The following is a 16,736-nucleotide window of genomic DNA, read 5'->3' on the forward strand; positions in this document are numbered from 1 at the left end:
GCCTCGGGCGTCGATCCCTCAGCCAACGTCCTCGGCATCATGCAGAACCGCCACCATCTGGAGATCCTCAGGGACCGCTGAACGATGGGCGGGGTTCGGCCGCGGGTGCCGGGGTGCGGTGGGCGGGCCAGGGGATCCGGAACGCGGTCAGTGTCACGATCAGGGCCGACGCGGCGACGGTCGCCATGCCGAGGGTGAGGCTCGTGGTGCTCGCGACGAAGCCGATCAGGGCCGGGCCAGCCAGCAGGCCCGTGGTGCCCATCGCGGCGACCAGGGCCAGGGCGTCGGAGCCGTGGCCGGCGGCGGCGACGTAGACGCACGGGGTGACGGCGGCCGCGCCGAGGCCGACGCAGGCGAAGCCGAGCAGGGTCGGGACCAGCCCGCCGGCGAGCAGGGCGAGGGCCAGGCCGGCGGCGGCCACCGCGCTGCCGGCCCGTACCACCCGGCCGTCGCCCCAGCGGCTGCGCCAGCGGTCCGCGCGGAGGCGGGCCAGCAGCATCATCACGGAGACGACCGCGATGCCCAGCGGCGCCACGGACGCCGAGGCCTTGACGACGTCCTTCAGGTAGAGCGTCGACCAGTCGTTCATCGCGCCCTCGGTGATCGTGCCGAAGGCCATGGCGCAGCCCATGAGCAGGGTCGTCCAGGAGGGCAGGGCCGGGCGGCGGTTCCGCTTCGGCTCGCCCGGTGTGCCCGGTTCCGTATGGGTGAGCAGCCCGGAGCGGGCGCCGGCGAGCAGGAGCAGCAACAGCGCCCCGGCCACGGCGAAATGCGCCGGCACCGACGCGGTCAGCGTGGTCACGCCCGAGGTCAGCAGGGCGGCGGTGAGCAGACCGGCGCTGAAGGTGGCGTGCAGCTGGGACATGGCGGTGCGGTCGTACGCCTTCTCCAGCGCGGCGCCCTGGGCGTTCATGGCGACGTTGAGGCAGCCGACCGCGACTCCGTCGGCGCAGACGGCCAGGAGGGCGAGCGGGTAGTTCGGTACGGCGGACAGGGCGGCCAGTACGGCCACCAGGCCGAGGGCGGAGGCCAGGGACAGCCGCCGGGAACCGAGGCGCCGCATCAGGACGGCGACCAGCGGGAAGGAGGCCGCGGCGCCGGCCCCGCACACCATCAGCAGCAGGCCCACCTCCCCGGCACCCAGGTCCAGCCGGGTCTTGAGCGCGGGAAGGCGGGAGACCCAGGTGCCGTACTGGAAGCCGAGCAAGCAGAACAGCGCCGCGATCGACCACTTGGCGCGTGGGAAGGAGGGTGTGGGCATCAGCTCGCCTTCCGTACGGCCGTGATCCGCGCCGACATGTACACCGCGCCGCTGCCGTAGCCCGCCGGGACATGCGCCTCGTGGTGGGCGCGGTAGCCGTTGGCCCGCCAGAAGGGTTCCTTGCCTGCGACGGCGATCAGGGACACGGTGCGGAAACCGCGGGTGCGGGCCGCGTCCGTCAGGTGGCGGGCCATGCGGCTGCCGAGCCCTCTGCGCCGCAGGGGCGCGGTGACGACGAGGTCGTGCAGGTGCAGGTTGGTGGAGCAGTGGGCGGCCTGCTCGGCGCGGGTCAGGTCGGGGCAGCGGAACATCGGGTAGGGCAGGGCCAGTGCATAGCCCGCGATCCGGCCGTCGAGGTCCAGGACGAAGCAGCTGCCCGCCGCGGCCCGGGAGCGCAGCGCGGCCTCCCCCTCGGTGAAGGAGGTGTCCGCGTACGCCTCCGCTTCCAGGGCCACGACCTCGGGCCAGTCGGCCTCGGTGATGCCGCGTATCAGGTGGGTCATGTCAGTGGTGTCCTTCCTGGCCGCGGACGCACACGCAGGGCAGCGGGCGGACGCCGTTGAACCCCTGGGTCATGTAGCTGGTGGCGTAGGCGCCGGCGGAGAGGATCCAGACCGGGTCGCCGGAGGTGACGGACGCCGGCACGCGCACCGGGTACCGGCCCGCGCCGTAGGCGTCGTCGCTGTCGCAGGTGGGACCGGCGACGACGGCGAAGACGTGCTCCCGCGCCTCAAGGTGGTCCGGGAACACCATCCGGTGGGTCAACTGGTCCATTTCGTAGAGCCCGTTGAACTTGCCGCAGCTCAGATAGAGCCAGTGGGCCTCGGTTCCGTCCAGCTGCCGGCGCCGGGTCAGCCGGGAGACGTGGGCGCGCACGGCACCGTGGTCGGCGACCAGGTGGCGGCCCGGTTCCATGAGGAAGTCGAGCGGGGAGGAGGTGAGGCCGCGCAGCCGGTCCATGCCCTCGCGGAGCACGGTGAAGATCTTGTCCAGCGGCGGGTCGAGGGGGTTGCCGTGGCGGTCCCGGTAGCCGAGCGCGGGCAGGCCGCCGCCGAGGTTGACGTGGTCGGGTACGATCCCCCGCCCGGCCAGCGCCGTCAGGGTCCCGGCGAGAGCGTCGAGGGCCTGCTGCCAGGCCTCGCCGGTCATCTGCTGGGAGCCGACGTGCACGGACAGGCCGGCCGGCGTGAGTCCGGCCTCACGGGCCGTCTCCAGCACGCGGACGGCGTCGTCGGGGGAGCAGCCGAACTTGCGGTTCAGGCCCCACAGGGCGCCGTCCCCACTGGTGGCGAGGCGGCAGAACACCCGGGCGCGGGGCGCGTGCGCGGCGATGGCGGTGACGTCCTCGACGCTGTCGGTGGCGAAGGTACGGACACCCAGGCGGTGGGCTTCGGCGATGTCCTGGTCGGACTTGATGGTGTTGCCGTAGTGGATGCGGTCTGGTTGCGCGCCGGAGTGAAGGGCTTGGGTGATCTCGGCGGGGCTCGCTGCGTCGAAGCCTGCGCCGCGCTCCGCGAGGCAGCGGAGGACTCCGTCCACGGGGCATGCTTTCAGGGCGAAGCGGATGTGGATGCCGGGCAACTCGCCCATCAGGGCGTCGTATTGGTGCTCTATGCCGGTGAGGTCGTAGATGATGCGGTCGGATTCGGCTGCGGCGAGTTCTGTGGTGAGGGGTTCGCCGAGTGGACTTCTGCGGGTTCGCTGTGGCAGGTCGCGCAGTTCCTCGCGCCCCTTCGGGGCACTCATGTGCTGGTCGCTTCCATAAGTGCCGGCCAAGCCTCGACGAGGTACGCGTAGTCCTCGATGTCCGACACGGCCTCGTCCAGTAACTGGTCGCGCACCTCGGCCAGTTGGCTGGCGACGTTGGCGTAACGGCCGCCGAGTTTGCGGTATGCCGTGTCCACCCGGTCCAGTCGCCACACGTTCTCCGCACGGTCCAGGCCCGTGCTCTCCCGCAGGAACTCCACGATCCGGTCGGGCCGTACCTGATGCCGCTCGTCCAGCAGACCGGCGCCCTCCACGGCCATGCGGTCGTAGACGCGGTGGAAGTAGAGCATCGACAGCAGGAACTTCACGAATCGCCGCTGGTAGGCCGGGAAACCTGTGTCGGTGCGGCGTTCGGGGGTGTGGAAGTTCTCTATGTGCCGGTTGTGCAGGATGCCGGGCAGGCCGACGTCGTGGACCAGATGGAGGAGGAAGTAGTCGCTGCCGATGGTGTCGGTGGCGGGTGGGAGTGGGATGCGTTCGTAGATCGCGCGGTCGAAGGCGATGTTGCACATGTCGACGCGCATGGGGTCGACCACGGTGAGGGTCGCCCGGTCGCCGGTGAAGGGTGCCGTGCCCGCTCCGGTGAAGGACTCCTCGACCAGGTTCCGTTTGCGTTCCTCGGGCCAGTCGCCGGGCGCCCAGAGGCTGACGACGTCGTGGTACACGCCCTCGTCCAGGTGGCGTATCTCCCCTATGTCGACGGAGAGTTCGCCGATGAAGGAGGCTCCGGCCAGTGACACCGGGCGGCCCAGCAGCGACGGGTCGAGGTCGGTGTGCAGGCCGGCGGCCGTGGCCTCGGCGGCTGGACCGCCCAGCCAGGGCAGCTCATGGTGGACAGGGAACACCGGGTGTCCGGCGTGGAGTTGGTAGGCGCTGTCGGAGTCCCTGCGGTGCAGCGAGTCGCAGCCGAGGGCGGCGGCGAGCAGGAAGGCTCGGTTGGTGCAGGCGCCGTAGGAGACGGCGGGCGGGAGCATCAGGTGCAGGAGGCGGCCGGGCTCTGCCAGTCCCGCTCGCTCGATCGTCCGGCGCAGGAAGGTCCGCTGGGCGTCCTCGTCGAAGTGGTGGACGGTGACGCCGGTCACCGGGTGGAGTCCGGCGACGACGCGGGCGTGCTCGGCGCGGGTGCGGGCGTCGGAGGAGTCGAGGATGAGCAGCTGGACGTCGGCGCCGAAGCGCCGGGTGGCGTGGGCGGCCTCGTCGTGGAGGGCGGTGAGGGTGGCGGAGCAGGCCCGGTTGGTGGGCAGGCAGAGGCAGATCCGGTTCACTGTGCCTCTTCCGCGGCGGTGGTCCAGGAGTCCAGGCCGAGCAGTCTTCTGCCGAGCGGGGTGAGCGTGGCGGGGCCGTAGCGGTCGGCCTCCGGCTCACGGGCGTCACCGAGGAGGGTGGCGTTCCAGTCGGGGGTCGCGAGGGTGCGCCAGGAGTGGACGCGGGAGTCGCGCAGGGCGGTCGCCTCCTCCAGGGCGGGCATCATCGACAGGTACTGGACGGCTCGGACAGCGTTGTCAGAGAGGTTCGGTGCCACGCCGTGCGCCAGGAGCCCGTTGAAGATGAGCAGGTCGCCCGCCTGGAGGTCGGGGCGGATCACCGGGAACTCGGCGCGGTCGGTGCCGGGGCGGACCGGGTCGCGGCCGGGTGGCTGGGCCACGCGCCACTCCTCCAAGCGGCGGAAGAGCTCGGGGGCGCACTGGAAGCCGCCGAGTTCGGGCCGGGTGTCGTGGAGAGCGATGATGCCCTGGACGCGCTGCGGGAGGACGGCGAGGGTCGTGTCGACGTCCCAGTGCAGCTCGATGTCGAAGCCCTCGTCGGTGGGCTCGATCAGGGAGCGCGAACGGGTCCGCGTGTTGGGCGGGTTGAGGTTGAGCCGGTCCAGGGTGACCCACAGCTCCGGGCAGTCCCACACGTCCACGAACGCGTCGTAGACCCGCCGGGTCTGGCGGCTGTCCCAGAGGAGCTGGTGGTGGTAGGCCTCGACGAAGCCGTAGATGAACAGGTGCCGGTCGAGTTCGGAGCGGAACTCCGGTTCCTCGTACCAGGTGTCGGGGCGGTCGGGGTCGAGGCCCTGGAACTGCCAGGCGAAGTCGAGGAGTTGCTTGGCCTCGCCGGGGGTGATGGCCTCCCGTACGACGACGTAGCCGTAGGTCTGCCAGAAGGCGAAGTCCTCGTCCGACAGCACCCTGAGGGGCTGGGACTTCTCGATGTGGCGCAGCGGGGTCGGGGCGAGGTAGGTCTCGCCGTCGGCGCTGAAGTAGGGGCGGGTGGAGGCTGCTCGGTGGAGGTGGGGGTGGGGCGTCTGCATGCGATTCCTCTGGACAACACGTGCGAGCAGGTGCGGTTGGGATCCGGGAGAAGAGCACGATGGATCGGGCCGCCCGCGATGAAGCGGGCGGCCGGTGGTGGCCGCTTCGGTCAGCCCGCGACGACGGCCTCCGCCGCCGCCACACCACAGACCCGGGCGGCGCCGTAGGTGGCGATGTGCAGGGCGCCGCGCGGGGCGGCCTGCGGCAGGCCCATCTCCACGACGACGGTGTCGGGGCGGGCGGCGAGCAGGGTGTCGAGGGCGGAGCGCATCCAGTCGTGCCGGTGTTCGTCGCGGACCACGGCGACGATCCGGCGGCCGTCGGCGGCGGCGAGGGCCTGCGATCCGGCGCCCTCACCGGTGAAGGACCCGGACGCGGTGCCGGGCAGCAGCCGCTCCAGCTCGGCGGCCACGCCCCACGGGGTCTGGTCGCCGACGGCGATGTTGCGGGCCGGCTCGAACTGGGCGACGTACACAGGTTTACCGGTCGGTACGGCGGCGCCGGCCCGGGTCACTCTCAGCGCGCGGCGGGCCGCGACCAGGCCGACCTCGGGCTCGGGCACGGTCTGGGAGGCGGCGGCACGCGCCCCTGCGGTCCACGCGGCCAGGTCCCGCACCCGGGCCGCCGCGTCCGCGAGCCGTTCCTCGGGCAGTTCGCCGGAGCGTACGGCGGCCACGAGCGCGTCCCTGAGCCCCAGCACGGTGCCCTCGTCGCACAGCCCGCCGCCCACGCAGATGGCGTCGGCGCCGGCGGTGATCGCGAGGACGACGCCGTGCTCCAGGCCGTACGTGCCGGAAATCGCGCGCATCTCCATGCCGTCGGTGACGACCAGGCCCCGGTAGCCGAGTTCGTCGCGCAGCAGCTCGGTGAGGATGCGGCGGGAGAGGGTGCCCGGCCGGTCGGGGTCGAGGGCCGGGACGAGGATGTGGGCGCTCATGATCGCCCGGGTGCCGGCGGCGATGGCCGCACGGAACGGGGGCAGTTCGCGTGCGTAGAGGGTGTCGGCGTCGACGTCGATGCGGGGTACGGCGTGGTGGGAGTCGACGTTGGTGTCGCCGTGGCCGGGGAAGTGCTTGGTGCAGGCGGCGACGCCGGTGGACTGCAGGCCCTCGACCCAGGCGGCGGTGTGCCGGGCGACCAGGTCGGTGCTCGCGCCGAAGGAGCGGACGCCGATGACGGGGTTGTCGGGGTTGGCGTTGACGTCGGCGGAGGGCGCCCAGTCGAAGTTGACGCCGCAGGCGGCCAGGCGCCGGCCCAGCTCGCGGGAGACGGCCCGGGTGAGGCCGGGGTCGTCGACGGCGCCGAGGGCGTGGTTGCCGGGGAAGGAGGAGCCGGTGCGCACATCCAGGCGGGTGACGTCGCCGCTCTCCTCGTCGATGGCGACCAGCAGGTCGTCGCGTTCGGCGCGCAGCTCGGCGGTGAGGGCGGTGACCTGCTCCTCGCTGACGACGTTGCGGCCGAACAGGGCGACGGAGGCAAGGCCCTCACCGAGGCGGCGGCGCACCCAGTCGGGCGCGGTGGTGCCGTCGAACCCCGGCTGCAGCACCGCGAGAGCGTCCCGGGTGAGGGTGTCCGGGCCGGTGGCGAGTGTGGTCATCGGCGGTGTCATCCCTTCACGGCGCCGTCGGTCAGGCCGCTGACAGCCTTGCGTTGCAGGAAGATGAAGAGGATCAGGATGGGCAGCGCGAACAGGGACGAGGCGGCCATGGTGGCGCCCCAGTCGTCGCCGAAGGCGGTCTGGAACTGCGACAGCCACAGCGGCAGGGTCTGCTTCTCGACGTCCTTGTTGAGGATCAGGACGAGCGGGAACTCGTTCCAGGCGGTGATGAACCCGAACAGCGAGGTCGCCATCAGTCCGGGCGCGAGCAGCGGGAAGATGACCCGGACGAAGGCCTGCGTGCGGGTGCAGCCGTCGACCATCGCCGCCTCCTCCAGATCCTTCGGCACGGCGGCCACATACCCGCGCAGCGTCAGGACGGTCAGGGGGAGCACCATCATCGTGTAGAAGACGGTGAGCGGGACCAGGCTGTCCAGCATGTCGTTGTCGCGGACGATCATGTAGATGGCGATGATCATGACCTCCCAGGGGGCCATCTGCGCCAGCATGAACGTCACGATGAGCCCGCGTCGGCCCCGGAACCGCATCCGGGCCAGGGCGAAGGCCGCGAACAGGGCGATGACGAGCGAGAAGACGACCGACAGGACCGTGACGGTGATGGAGTTGGCGACCAGGGTCCAGAAGTGGTCGGCGTCGACGGCCTTCTTGAAGTGGCCGAGGGTGACGTTCGTCGGGAACCACACCGGGTTCTCGGCGATGATGTCGCCGGTCGGCTTGAAGGCCGTCGCGAACATCCAGTAGACGGGGAACACGAAGCCGACGAAGAGGACGACGGCGGTCGCGTTGGGCCAGATACGGCCGAAGAGCGAGCGCTTCACAGCTCCTCCTCCTCTTGCTTGAGCACCATGCGCAGGTAGTACGAGGTGATGACGAGCAGCACCAGGATGGTCAGGAAGGAGATGGCCGCGCCGACCCCGAAGTGCTGGTTGCCGACGCCCTCGACGTAGGCGTAGATCGGCAGGGTCTCGGTGAGGTGGTCGGGGCCGCCCTCGTTCATCGCGAAGAGCTGCGTGAACGACTTGAACACCCAGATGACCTCGAGGAAGGTCGTGGCGTACAGGAACGGCCGCAGGAAGGGCAGGGTCACCGAGGTGAAGCTCTGCCAGGCGCCGGCGCCGTCCAGGGACGCGGCCTCGTACAGCTCCCTGGGGATCGTGGTGGTGGCGGCGTAGAGGTTGATCGCCACGAACGGGACCGACTGCCACACGATCAGCAGGATGACCACGGAGAAGGTGGAGAACTGGGAGCCCATCCAGTTGTAGTCGGCCATGGAGTGCCAACCCAGTTTGTCCAGCACCCAGTTGACGACGCCGAAGCGCTGGGCGAACAGCCACTGGTAGACGGTGGTGGCCGCGACGTAGGGCATGGCCCAGGCGAGGACGAGGCCCACCATGAGCAGCAGCCGCATCCTCCTGCCGAGCCGGGCCAGCAACAGGCCGATCAGGGTGCCGATGCCCATGATGAGGACGACGTTGGCGACGGTGAAGAAGACGGAGCGCTCCAGGACGTGCCAGAACTCCGACTCGGACAGCACCTGCCGGTAGTTGTCGACGCCGTTCCACTCGGTGAGGTGCTGGATGAGCTGCCGCGGGTTGAGGTTCTGGAACGACAGCATGCCGTTCTTGACCAGCGGCCAGCCGAGCAGGACCACTGTGGCCAGCAGTGCGGGCAGCAGCAGGAGGTAGGGGGCGGCGGCACCGCGGCGGGACGGGGACCCGGAGTCACGGTCCGCGCCCCGCGGCGGCCCCGGTATCCGGGCCTTGCGGACAGCGGGCTCCCCGGCCGTGTCCGTGCCTTGGGTCTGCACTGACATGAGTTGCCATCTCTTCCGTGGCCGAACCGGCCGTACGAACGACTGAGCCGGGGGCGCCTGCCGCGGCGCCCCCGGCAGGGTCATCAGTTCTGCTGGGCCAGGCGCTTGTTGATCTCGCCCTCGACCTGCTTGGCGGCGTCCGCCGGGGACTTACCGTTCAGCACCGCGGTCATGTAGGCCTTGATCGGGTTCGGGGTGTTCTCCACCGCGGCCCACTCCGGGATCAGCGGGGTGGTGCCCCCGACCGCGGCGCCGGGCGCGGCGGCCTCGGCGGCGCCGTTGCCCTGGAGGTTGCTCTGCAGGGACGTCTTGTTCGGGATGACGCCGTTGAGCTTGGCCAGTTCGCCCTCGTACTGGTCGGACAGGGCGACCTTCAGGAACTCCTTGGCCAGGGACTGCTTCTTGCTGTTCTGGGCTACGGCGAGGTTGGAGCCGCCGAGGAAGACGCCCTCGGGCTTGTCGGCGGTGGCGCCGGGGATGGTGAAGTAGCCGAGGTCCTTCTCGATGGCCTTGTTGGCCTGGATGGCGGTGCCGGCCTCCCAGCCCATGCCGATGAACGCGCCGGTCTTGCCCTTGGCGAAGATCGTGGCCTGCTGCGGGGTGGCCTCGTCCTTGTCCTTGGGTGCCTTGGAGTAGGAGGCGTACTTCTTGTAGGTCTCCATGGCCGCGGCGACCTTGGGGTCGGCGAGGTTGGAGACGTACTTGTCGCCCTGCTTCTTCACCAGGTCGGCGCCCTGGCCGATGGTCAGGCCGTCGAAGAAGTACCAGTTCTGGCCCGGCAGGTAGAGCGGCTCGGCGTCGGTCTTCTTGCCGATGGTGTCCAGGTCCTTGAAGAACTCGTCGCGGGTCTTCGGGGTGGACTTGATGCCGGCCTTCGCCCAGATCGCCTTGTTGTAGATGACGACGCGGTTGGCGAAGTACCAGGGGGCGGCGTACTGCTTGCCGTCGTACACGGAGGACTGGGAGACCGACGGCGTCCAGTCGGCGCCGATCTCCTTCTTGAGGTCGGCGAGGTCGGCGAGGCCGCCGGTGGCCGCGTAGGCCGGGGTCTGGGTGTTGCCGACCTCCAGGACGTCCGGCGGGTTGTCCTCGGAGAGGGCGGTGGTGATCTTCTGCTGGATCCCGTCCCACTTCTGGATCTCGAACTTCAGCTTTGCGCCGGTCTTCTTCTCGAACGCGGCCTGCACGTCCTTGCTCCACTGCGGCGGCGCGGAGCCGTCCATGGTCCAGACGGTGAGCGTCTGGCCCTTCCAGCTGTCCGGTCCCGCGTCCTTGCCGCTGTCCTTGCCGTCGTTTCCGCCACACGCCGCAACGGAGACCATCATGCCCGCGATCACGATCGCGGCAGCGAGCTTGCGCTTCACGCCACCCTCCTCAGGGATGCCACTAACCCCCCACGCCCTCGGCGGTGACCTGCGTACGACGCTGTTGCACGTAGGGCTCGGGACCTGGCCACTAATGGTGTAGACCAGTACGGTGGAGCTTGGCCTAGACCTTTCGGGGTGTCAAGGGTGGTTCGGGAAGCCGATTCCGGCCGTTACGAGAACGTCACCGGAGCGCCCCCGTCCGCATCCGCCCCTTTCGCCCGGCCATCGGTTGGGCCGGACCTGAGCGGGCGAGTTGGACTAGACCATAGGGCAGTTGGTCGCTATAACGGGAGACCGTCGACACAGCCGGGAAGGCAGGCATGACCACCGACGTCAGCAGTGCCCAGCCGCACGCAGGGGCATCCGGCCGCACCGCGCGCGTGCCGAAGTACTACCGGATCAAACAGCGACTGCTCGCCATGGCCGAGGAGTTGCAGCCCGGTTCGGCGATGCCGGCCGAGCGGCAGCTCGCCGTCCGGTTCGACACCTCGCGGACCACCATCCGGCAGGCGCTCACGGAACTCGTCGGCGAGGGCCGGCTGGACCGGATCCAGGGCAAGGGCACCTTCGTCTCCCAGCCCAAGCTGTACCGCACGCTCCAGCTGACCTCGCACACCGAGGACATGCGCGCCCAGGGCCTGACTCCCGCCTCTCAGGTGCTGGACATCGGGGAGATCCCGGCCGACCAGCGGCTGGCGGAGCTGCTCGGCATCGGCATCGGCGAGCGTGTCCTGCGCATCGAGCGGCTGCGGCTGGCCAGCGGCGACCCGATGGCGATCGAGACGACCCACCTGTCCGCGCGGCGCTTCCCCGGCCTGCGCCGCTCGCTGGCGACCTACCCCTCGCTGTACACGGCGCTCGCCGAGGTGTACGGCGTCCATCTCGCCGAGGCCGACGAGACGATCGAGACCTCGCTGTCCACCCCGCGCGAGGCGCAGTTGCTCGCCACCGACGTGGGGCTGCCGATGCTGCTGCTGTCCCGGCACTCGCGGGACGCGGAGGGCACCCCGGTGGAGTGGGTGCGCTCGGTGTACCGGGGTTCGCGGTACAAGTTCGTGGCGGCTCTGCGCCGGCCGGTGCCGGGGCCGGCGCAGGGGTGACCACGGTTCAGCCCCGGCGGAACCAGGGGGCGTTCGGGCGGGAGTCGCGGACCAGCTCGTCCTGGTGGCCGAATCCGTCGGCGATGGAGATCGTGCGGTACCGGCCGCCGTCGTGCTGCACCCAGCACCAGCTCTTGCCACCAGTGCGGAACTTGCCGGGGACGAACAGGAAGGCGCCCGCCCGGGTGACGCCGTCCAGCGGCCGACGGCGACGCGGCTGACGCCGGACAGGCTGTTCCAGCGGATCTCCCGGGGTGGTGCGGGGAAGGGGAAGCGTCCGGGCGGCCCGTGGGCGGGGCCGCCCGGCCTCCGGCGGCAGGGGACGGTGGGAGGTCAGCAACCGGGCCGCAGCTGCACCCACTTGGCGATTCCCGGCACGCCTCTGGCGTCGAGGAGGTGGAGCAGGCGGTAGCCGGACGGGGCGTCCTTGGCGGACCGCGGGCTCCCCGGCTCGATCGTGTTGCCGGCCCGTCCCGTGATCGGCAGCTCGATCCGGCGCCGGCTGGTGTCCACCGAGTGGGTGGAGGTGATGGGCGCCATCAGCACGGCCCTGCGGACCAGGTCGGGCGCGCCCGAGTCCCCCTCGCCGCCGGGCGGTGGCCGTCTGGCCGACGACTGCCTGGACGAGGATCGTCTGACCGAAGAGCGTCTGAACGGGGACCGCCTGGCCGACCACCGGCTGCCCGAAGGCCGTCACATCGAGGACCGGCCGGCGGAGGACCGCTTCACCGACGCCGCGGGAGCCCTCGCCCTGCTCGGCTGCTCCGTCGTACCGGCGGCGGCGCTAGCCGACCCACCGGAGCCGCCGCAGCACGTCGCCGGCACGCTCATTCCCGGAGGTGCCGACGGCACCCGCCACGAGGTGCTCTGCCCCGCCCGACAGCACGCGTACGGCGGCGGCCACGGCCTCTCCGCCCGGAACGGCACCCGGCTCTCCGAGGAGGCGGCCGACGTCCTGGACAACCGGTCCAACGAAAACGCCAGCCGCTGGATCAAGCCCGGCGGGCACCCGCACGGCACGGGCAACAAGCGGCACGACGCCGGTCCGGCCGATCTGACGATCCATCTCACGTGCAGCGACGAGTCGCCGATGCACGGCATGTGACGGCCGCGCCGGGCGCCTCCGGAAGGGCCTCGGCGGCGCACGGCGTGCACGCCGAGGCCGCCGTTCACCGCTGGTCGAGGGTGATGTCCTGGTCCGTGACCGCGTGGAACGCGGGTAGCGGGGCGAGGCCCGAGGGGCGCAGCTCCATGAGTGTGGCCTGCACATGGGCCGGGCCGGTCTTGAGGGCCTCGGAGTCGGCCTTGCCGGTGTTCTGCCACCGGTGCTGGGCGCCGTCGCACTGGGCGACGCCGCCGCCGATGCCGTGTTTGACCTGGGCGTCGCTCTGGCTGAGCGAGGAGCTGACGAACACCGGCCCGGTGCCGGCGGTGCAGCGGTAGCTGCCGGAGAGCGTGATGGTGCCGTCGGACGCGATATGGCCGGCGGTGTCGACGGTGACGGTCTCGGAGGGGTCGGCGCCGGCCGGGCCGACGGCGGCACACAGCAGGGCGGCGGCGCCGAGGGCCGCGGCGAGGGCGGGGCGAACGGGCATGGGGAACCTCCCGGTTCCGTGGGGACGGGGGTCTCCACTCGTACCGGTCGGCCGTGTCACCGTACGTGATCGTCACTCCATCGGTGGCGCGTCATGGAACCGTTCGGGAGTTGTCCGGGAGTTGTCACGCTTCACGGCGCGCTGTTCCGGGGCGTTCACGACGGGAGCATGGTCTAAGCATGACGGGCGGCGGCCGCATCCGCCGGCCCCTCACATCCCGATGTGGAGGTGCGCCATGTGCTCCAACCAGTCCTCGTGCCCCGCGTCCGGCCCCGCCCTGCGGCACCCGGTGGCCGCCCACCCCGAGCAGGGCTGGACCTTGCTGTGCGACGGCTCGATCGTGTTCGACGACACGGGCGAACTGCACCCGGACGGCAGCGTGGTCCCGCCGTGCCGCGTCCCGGCGGAACGGCTCGCCACAGCGGCCTGACCCCGGCTGCCTACGGCAGCACCGCGAAACCGTCCAGCTCCACCATCGCCTGCTCGTCCCACAGCCGTACGACCTGTACGACGGCCATCGCCGGGTAGTCCCGGCCCGCCAAGTCCCGCCAGACGCGGCCCAGTCGGCCGGCGTGGGCGCGGTACGCGGCGACGTCCGTGGCGTAGACGGTGACCCGGGCGAGGTCGGCGGGGGTGCCGCCGGCCGCGCGCAGGGCCGCGAGGAGATTGCCGAGGGCCCGCTCGAACTGCTCGGGGAGCGTGTCCCCGGTGACCTTGCCGTCGGCGTCGAGGGCGGTCTGGCCCGCGAGGAACACCACGCGTGAGCCGGAGGCGACCACGGCGTGCGAGAACCCCGTGGGCGGGGACAGCTCGGGCGGGTTGACGCGCTCGGTCGTCACCGGGGGGCCTCCTCGGTCTTGGCGTACAACTCCTTGGCGATGATGCCCCGTTGGACCTCGCTCGCGCCCTCGTAGATGCGCGGGGCGCGCACCTCGCGGTAGAGGTGTTCCAGGAGGTGGCCGCGGCGCAGGGCGCGGGCGCCGTGCAGCTGGACGGCGGCGTCGACGACGTACTGCGCGGTCTCGGTGGCGAGCAGCTTGGCCATCGCGGCGCGCCCCGGCACATCCGCCGCGCCTTCGTCGTACGCCGTCGCCGCCGCGTACACCATCAGCCGGGCCGCCTCTGTGCGCAGGGCCATCTCGGCGACCTGGTGGGAGACGGTCTGCAGGTCCCTCAGCCGGCCGCCGAAGGCCTCGCGGCGGCGGGTGTGGCCGAGGGTGGCGTCGAGCGCGGCCTGGGCCATGCCGACCGCGAAGGCGCCGACGCTGGGCCGGAAGAGGTTGAGGGTGTCCATGGCGACGGCGAAGCCGCGGTCGCGCTCGCCGAGCATGTCGTCGGCGGAGACCGGCACGGCGTCGAAATCCACGGCGCCGATGGGGTGCGGCGAGAGCATGTCCAGCGGGGTGCCGGTGAGGCCGGGACGGTCCGCGGGGACGAGGAAGGCGGTCACGCCGCGGGCTCCGGCGCCCGGTGTGGTGCGGGCGAAGACGGTGTAGAAGTCGGCCTCGGGGGCGTTGGAGATCCAGCGCTTGGCGCCGGTGAGCCGCCAGCGGCCGTCGCCGTCGGGCTCGGCCGCGAGGGACAGCGCGGCCGCGTCCGAACCGGCCCCCGGCTCGCTCAGCGCGAAGGCGGCGACCGCGCTGCCGTCGGCGACCCGGGGCAGCCAGCGCTCTCGCTGGGCGGGGCCGCCGTGGGCGTGCACCGGACGGGCGCCCAGGCCCTGCAGGGCGAGCGCGGTCTCGGCCTCGGTGCAGGCTTGGGCGAGGGACTCCCGCATCAGGCACAGATCCAGCGCGCCGGAGGTGAACAGCCGGGCGAGCAGACCGAGTTGGCCGAGCTCGGCGAGGAGCGGGCGATTGACGTGTCCGGGCTCGCCCTTGTCGGCGAGCGGACGCAGCCGTTCGGCGGCCACCGTGCGCAGCTCGGCACACCAGGCCTTCTGCTGCGGTTCGAGCGAGAATGCGGGCACTGCCGGTCCTCCCTCCGGTCCGGGCCACCCTGGCCCTTCCCGTTCACCGTCCGGGACGGGACCACCGCGACCCGCCCCAGTGCCTTGCGGCGACGGGTCGGCAGGACCCCTCGCACCATGTCCGGGGTCGAGCCGCCGCGGCCTCCCCGTCGTGTCGCGGGGTCGGGCCACGGCAGCCCTTCCCGTCACCGCCGGGCGCCCTCCTGGCCTACCCCGGCTCCCCACCCACGTTATCGCGCAACCTTGACTGCCGTCACCAAGACGATACGCTCGTTCCGCGAGCCCACCAGGACGCCGGTGCCCACCACGACGCCCGTCTCGACGTCTGTCACGACAAGGGGGCGAACCGCCATGCACCGCTCGGCCCATGCCGACACCTTCGCGCGCGACCATCTGCCGCCGCCCGACGAGTGGCCCGAGCTGCGGTTCGACCTGCCGGAGCTGCGCTACCCCGAACGGCTGAACTGCGCCGCCGAACTCCTCGACCACGCCGAGGCGGACCGCCCGGTCTTCCACACCCCGGACGGGCCCAGCTGGACGTACGGCGAGCTGCGCGCGCGGGTCGACCGGATCGCGCACGTGCTCACCGGCGACCTCGGCGTGGTCCCCGGCAACCGGGTGCTGCTGCGCGGCCCCACCACGCCCTGGCTGGCCGCCTGCTGGCTGGCCGTGCTGAAGGCGGGCGCGATAGCCGTCACCGTGCTGGCCCAGCAGCGCCCGCACGAGCTGGCCACCATGTGCGAGATCGCCCTGGTGCGCCACGCGCTGTGCGACATCCGGTCGGTGGAGGACCTGGCGAAGGCCGACATACCCGGCCTGCGGATCACGACGTACGGCGGTGACGGCCGGGACGACCTCCTACACCGCCCGGCACCCGGCACGCCGTACCCGGCGGTCGGCACCGCGGCCGACGACGTGGCCCTGATCGCGTTCACCTCGGGCACCACGGGTCGCCCGAAAGGGTGCATGCACTTCCACCGGGACGTGCTGGCGATCGCGGACACCTTCTCCCGGCATGTGCTGCACCCCCGCGCGGACGACGTCTTCACCGGGAGCCCCCCGCTCGGCTTCACCTTCGGCCTGGGCGGTCTGGTGGTCTTCCCGATGCGGGCCGGCGCCAGCTCCCTGCTCCTGGAACAGGCCGGCCCCCGCCAGTTGCTCCCCGCGATCGCCGAGCACCGCGTCTCGGTCCTGTTCACCGCCCCGACCGCGTACCGCGCCATGCTGGAGCAGCTCGACGGGTACGACGTCTCGTCGCTGCGGCGCTGTGTGTCGGCCGGCGAGAACCTGCCCGCGGCCACCTGGCGGGCCTGGCACGAGGCCACGGGACTACGCGTCATCAACGGCATCGGCGCGACCGAGCTGCTGCACATCTTCGTCTCCGCGGCCGACGAACGGATCAGGCCGGGCACCACCGGCGTGCCGGTACCGGGCTGGCAGGCGCGGGTGCAGGACGCGCACGGCACGCCGGTGGTGGACGGCGAGCCCGGCCTGCTCGCCGTGCGCGGTCCGGTCGGCTGCCGCTACCTCGCCGACCCGCGCCAGCGCACGTATGTGCGCGGCGGCTGGAACATCACCGGTGACACCTACGTCCGCGAGCCCGACGGCTACTTCCGCTATGTGGCCCGCGCCGACGACATGATCATCTCCGCCGGGTACAACATAGCCGGGCCCGAGGTGGAGGACGCGCTGCTGCGGCACCCGGACGTGGTGGAGACGGCGGTCGTGGGCCGCCCGGACGAGGCCCGCGGACAGCTCGTGGTCGCCTACACCGTGCTGCGCGAGGGCGCCCGGCGGGACCCGGAGGCCCTGCGCACCTTCCTCAGGTCCGAACTGGCACCCTACAAATGCCCGCGCGAGTTCGTCTTCCTCGACGCCCTGCCCCGCACCGCCACCGGCAAGCTCCAGCGCTTCCGGCTGCGCAGCGAAGGTGACCGGCAGTGATGCCG

Annotated in this window: 18 protein-coding genes; 4 read left to right on the top strand and 14 right to left on the bottom strand. The window is 71.7% G+C overall.

Going from position 1 to position 16,736, the window contains the following annotated elements; translation table 11 throughout:
- Positions 1-67 precede the first annotated feature (67 nt).
- From AB0M27_RS27320 to AB0M27_RS27360, 9 genes are all read right to left on the bottom strand, one after another.
- A complete protein-coding gene (locus tag AB0M27_RS27320; RefSeq protein ID WP_365725048.1) occupies positions 68-1,261 on the bottom strand; it encodes an MFS transporter in 1,194 nt (397 codons plus the stop codon).
- Entirely contained in the window at positions 1,261-1,764 is a 504-nt protein-coding gene (locus tag AB0M27_RS27325) for a GNAT family N-acetyltransferase (RefSeq protein ID WP_365725050.1), read from the bottom strand. Before AB0M27_RS27325 ends, AB0M27_RS27320 begins: the two co-directional genes overlap by 1 nt.
- 1 nt (position 1,765) lies before the next feature.
- Entirely contained in the window at positions 1,766-3,007 is a 1,242-nt protein-coding gene (locus AB0M27_RS27330) for a type III PLP-dependent enzyme (RefSeq protein ID WP_365725052.1), read from the bottom strand.
- Positions 3,004-4,293, bottom strand: coding sequence for a DUF6271 family protein (locus AB0M27_RS27335; RefSeq protein WP_365725053.1), 1,290 nt, complete (start codon positions 4,291-4,293; stop codon positions 3,004-3,006). The genes AB0M27_RS27330 and AB0M27_RS27335 overlap by 4 nt, the downstream gene beginning before the upstream one ends.
- Positions 4,290-5,324, bottom strand: coding sequence for a phytanoyl-CoA dioxygenase family protein (locus AB0M27_RS27340; RefSeq protein WP_365725055.1), 1,035 nt, complete (start codon positions 5,322-5,324; stop codon positions 4,290-4,292). Before AB0M27_RS27340 ends, AB0M27_RS27335 begins: the two co-directional genes overlap by 4 nt.
- A gap of 110 nt (positions 5,325-5,434) precedes the next feature.
- Positions 5,435-6,922 (bottom strand): glycoside hydrolase family 3 N-terminal domain-containing protein, encoded by a 1,488-nt coding sequence (locus AB0M27_RS27345; RefSeq protein ID WP_365725057.1) that lies wholly within the window; start codon positions 6,920-6,922, stop codon positions 5,435-5,437.
- Between the two features lie 8 nt (positions 6,923-6,930).
- A complete protein-coding gene (locus AB0M27_RS27350) occupies positions 6,931-7,761 on the bottom strand; it encodes a carbohydrate ABC transporter permease (protein WP_365725058.1) in 831 nt (276 codons plus the stop codon).
- Complete coding sequence (locus tag AB0M27_RS27355; protein WP_365725059.1) at positions 7,758-8,756, bottom strand: sugar ABC transporter permease; 999 nt, start codon at positions 8,754-8,756, stop codon at positions 7,758-7,760. The genes AB0M27_RS27350 and AB0M27_RS27355 overlap by 4 nt, the downstream gene beginning before the upstream one ends.
- 83 nt (positions 8,757-8,839) lie before the next feature.
- Entirely contained in the window at positions 8,840-10,120 is a 1,281-nt protein-coding gene (locus tag AB0M27_RS27360; protein WP_365725061.1) for an extracellular solute-binding protein, read from the bottom strand.
- A gap of 323 nt (positions 10,121-10,443) precedes the next feature.
- Between AB0M27_RS27360 and AB0M27_RS27365 the strand changes: the two genes are divergently transcribed.
- Positions 10,444-11,223: a GntR family transcriptional regulator gene (locus tag AB0M27_RS27365; protein WP_365725063.1), complete on the top strand. Its 780-nt coding sequence runs from the start codon at positions 10,444-10,446 to the stop codon at positions 11,221-11,223.
- A gap of 7 nt (positions 11,224-11,230) precedes the next feature.
- On the opposite strand, the gene AB0M27_RS27370 is transcribed toward AB0M27_RS27365, so the two are convergent.
- Positions 11,231-11,584 carry a hypothetical protein gene (locus tag AB0M27_RS27370; protein ID WP_365725066.1) on the bottom strand — a complete coding sequence of 118 codons (354 nt, stop codon included), beginning with the start codon at positions 11,582-11,584 and terminating at the stop codon, positions 11,231-11,233.
- Positions 11,557-11,763, bottom strand: coding sequence for a galactose oxidase-like domain-containing protein (locus AB0M27_RS27375; protein WP_365725067.1), 207 nt, complete (start codon positions 11,761-11,763; stop codon positions 11,557-11,559). The genes AB0M27_RS27370 and AB0M27_RS27375 overlap by 28 nt, the downstream gene beginning before the upstream one ends.
- Here AB0M27_RS27375 and AB0M27_RS27380 point away from each other — a divergent pair.
- Positions 11,753-12,328, top strand: coding sequence for a hypothetical protein (locus AB0M27_RS27380; protein ID WP_365725070.1), 576 nt, complete (start codon positions 11,753-11,755; stop codon positions 12,326-12,328). The two genes, AB0M27_RS27375 and AB0M27_RS27380, sit on opposite strands and share 11 nt — an antisense overlap.
- Positions 12,329-12,392: 64 nt before the next feature.
- Here the strand turns inward: AB0M27_RS27380 and AB0M27_RS27385 are convergent, their stop codons facing one another.
- The gene (locus AB0M27_RS27385; RefSeq protein WP_365725072.1) at positions 12,393-12,818 is read right to left on the bottom strand and encodes a DUF6299 family protein; all 426 of its coding nucleotides are present in this window, start codon (positions 12,816-12,818) and stop codon (positions 12,393-12,395) included.
- A gap of 235 nt (positions 12,819-13,053) precedes the next feature.
- Here AB0M27_RS27385 and AB0M27_RS27390 point away from each other — a divergent pair, with 235 nt between their 5' ends.
- Positions 13,054-13,248, top strand: a complete 195-nt coding sequence (locus AB0M27_RS27390) for a DUF5999 family protein (protein ID WP_365725074.1) — start codon at positions 13,054-13,056, stop codon at positions 13,246-13,248.
- A gap of 10 nt (positions 13,249-13,258) precedes the next feature.
- Here AB0M27_RS27390 and AB0M27_RS27395 read toward each other — a convergent pair whose 3' ends face one another.
- Complete coding sequence (locus AB0M27_RS27395) at positions 13,259-13,657, bottom strand: RidA family protein (protein WP_365725076.1); 399 nt, start codon at positions 13,655-13,657, stop codon at positions 13,259-13,261.
- Positions 13,654-14,787: an acyl-CoA dehydrogenase family protein gene (locus tag AB0M27_RS27400; protein WP_365725077.1), complete on the bottom strand. Its 1,134-nt coding sequence runs from the start codon at positions 14,785-14,787 to the stop codon at positions 13,654-13,656. Before AB0M27_RS27400 ends, AB0M27_RS27395 begins: the two co-directional genes overlap by 4 nt.
- 351 nt (positions 14,788-15,138) lie before the next feature.
- On the opposite strand from AB0M27_RS27400, the gene AB0M27_RS27405 reads away from it, so the two are divergent.
- A complete protein-coding gene (locus AB0M27_RS27405; protein ID WP_365725078.1) occupies positions 15,139-16,731 on the top strand; it encodes an AMP-binding protein in 1,593 nt (530 codons plus the stop codon).
- Positions 16,732-16,736: the final 5 nt, after the last annotated feature.

It is taken from the genome of Streptomyces sp. NPDC052107 (assembly GCF_040680215.1).
Taxonomy (GTDB): Bacteria; Actinomycetota; Actinomycetes; order Streptomycetales; family Streptomycetaceae; genus Streptomyces.

Bases quoted from the DNA above. Each gene is read 5' to 3' on its own strand.
- AB0M27_RS27320 (WP_365725048.1), bottom strand. From the start codon at position 1,261: ATGCCCACACCCTCCTTCCCACGCGCCAAGTGGTCGATCGCGGCGCTG.
- AB0M27_RS27325 (WP_365725050.1), bottom strand. From the start codon at position 1,764: ATGACCCACCTGATACGCGGCATCACCGAGGCCGACTGGCCCGAGGTC.
- AB0M27_RS27330 (WP_365725052.1), bottom strand. From the start codon at position 3,007: ATGAGTGCCCCGAAGGGGCGCGAGGAACTGCGCGACCTGCCACAGCGA.
- AB0M27_RS27340 (WP_365725055.1), bottom strand. From the start codon at position 5,324: ATGCAGACGCCCCACCCCCACCTCCACCGAGCAGCCTCCACCCGCCCC.
- AB0M27_RS27345 (WP_365725057.1), bottom strand. From the start codon at position 6,922: ATGACCACACTCGCCACCGGCCCGGACACCCTCACCCGGGACGCTCTC.
- AB0M27_RS27355 (WP_365725059.1), bottom strand. From the start codon at position 8,756: ATGTCAGTGCAGACCCAAGGCACGGACACGGCCGGGGAGCCCGCTGTC.
- AB0M27_RS27365 (WP_365725063.1), top strand. From the start codon at position 10,444: ATGACCACCGACGTCAGCAGTGCCCAGCCGCACGCAGGGGCATCCGGC.
- AB0M27_RS27380 (WP_365725070.1), top strand. From the start codon at position 11,753: ATGGGCGCCATCAGCACGGCCCTGCGGACCAGGTCGGGCGCGCCCGAG.
- AB0M27_RS27375 (WP_365725067.1), bottom strand. From the start codon at position 11,763: ATGGCGCCCATCACCTCCACCCACTCGGTGGACACCAGCCGGCGCCGG.
- AB0M27_RS27385 (WP_365725072.1), bottom strand. From the start codon at position 12,818: ATGCCCGTTCGCCCCGCCCTCGCCGCGGCCCTCGGCGCCGCCGCCCTG.
- AB0M27_RS27390 (WP_365725074.1), top strand. From the start codon at position 13,054: ATGTGCTCCAACCAGTCCTCGTGCCCCGCGTCCGGCCCCGCCCTGCGG.
- AB0M27_RS27405 (WP_365725078.1), top strand. From the start codon at position 15,139: ATGCACCGCTCGGCCCATGCCGACACCTTCGCGCGCGACCATCTGCCG.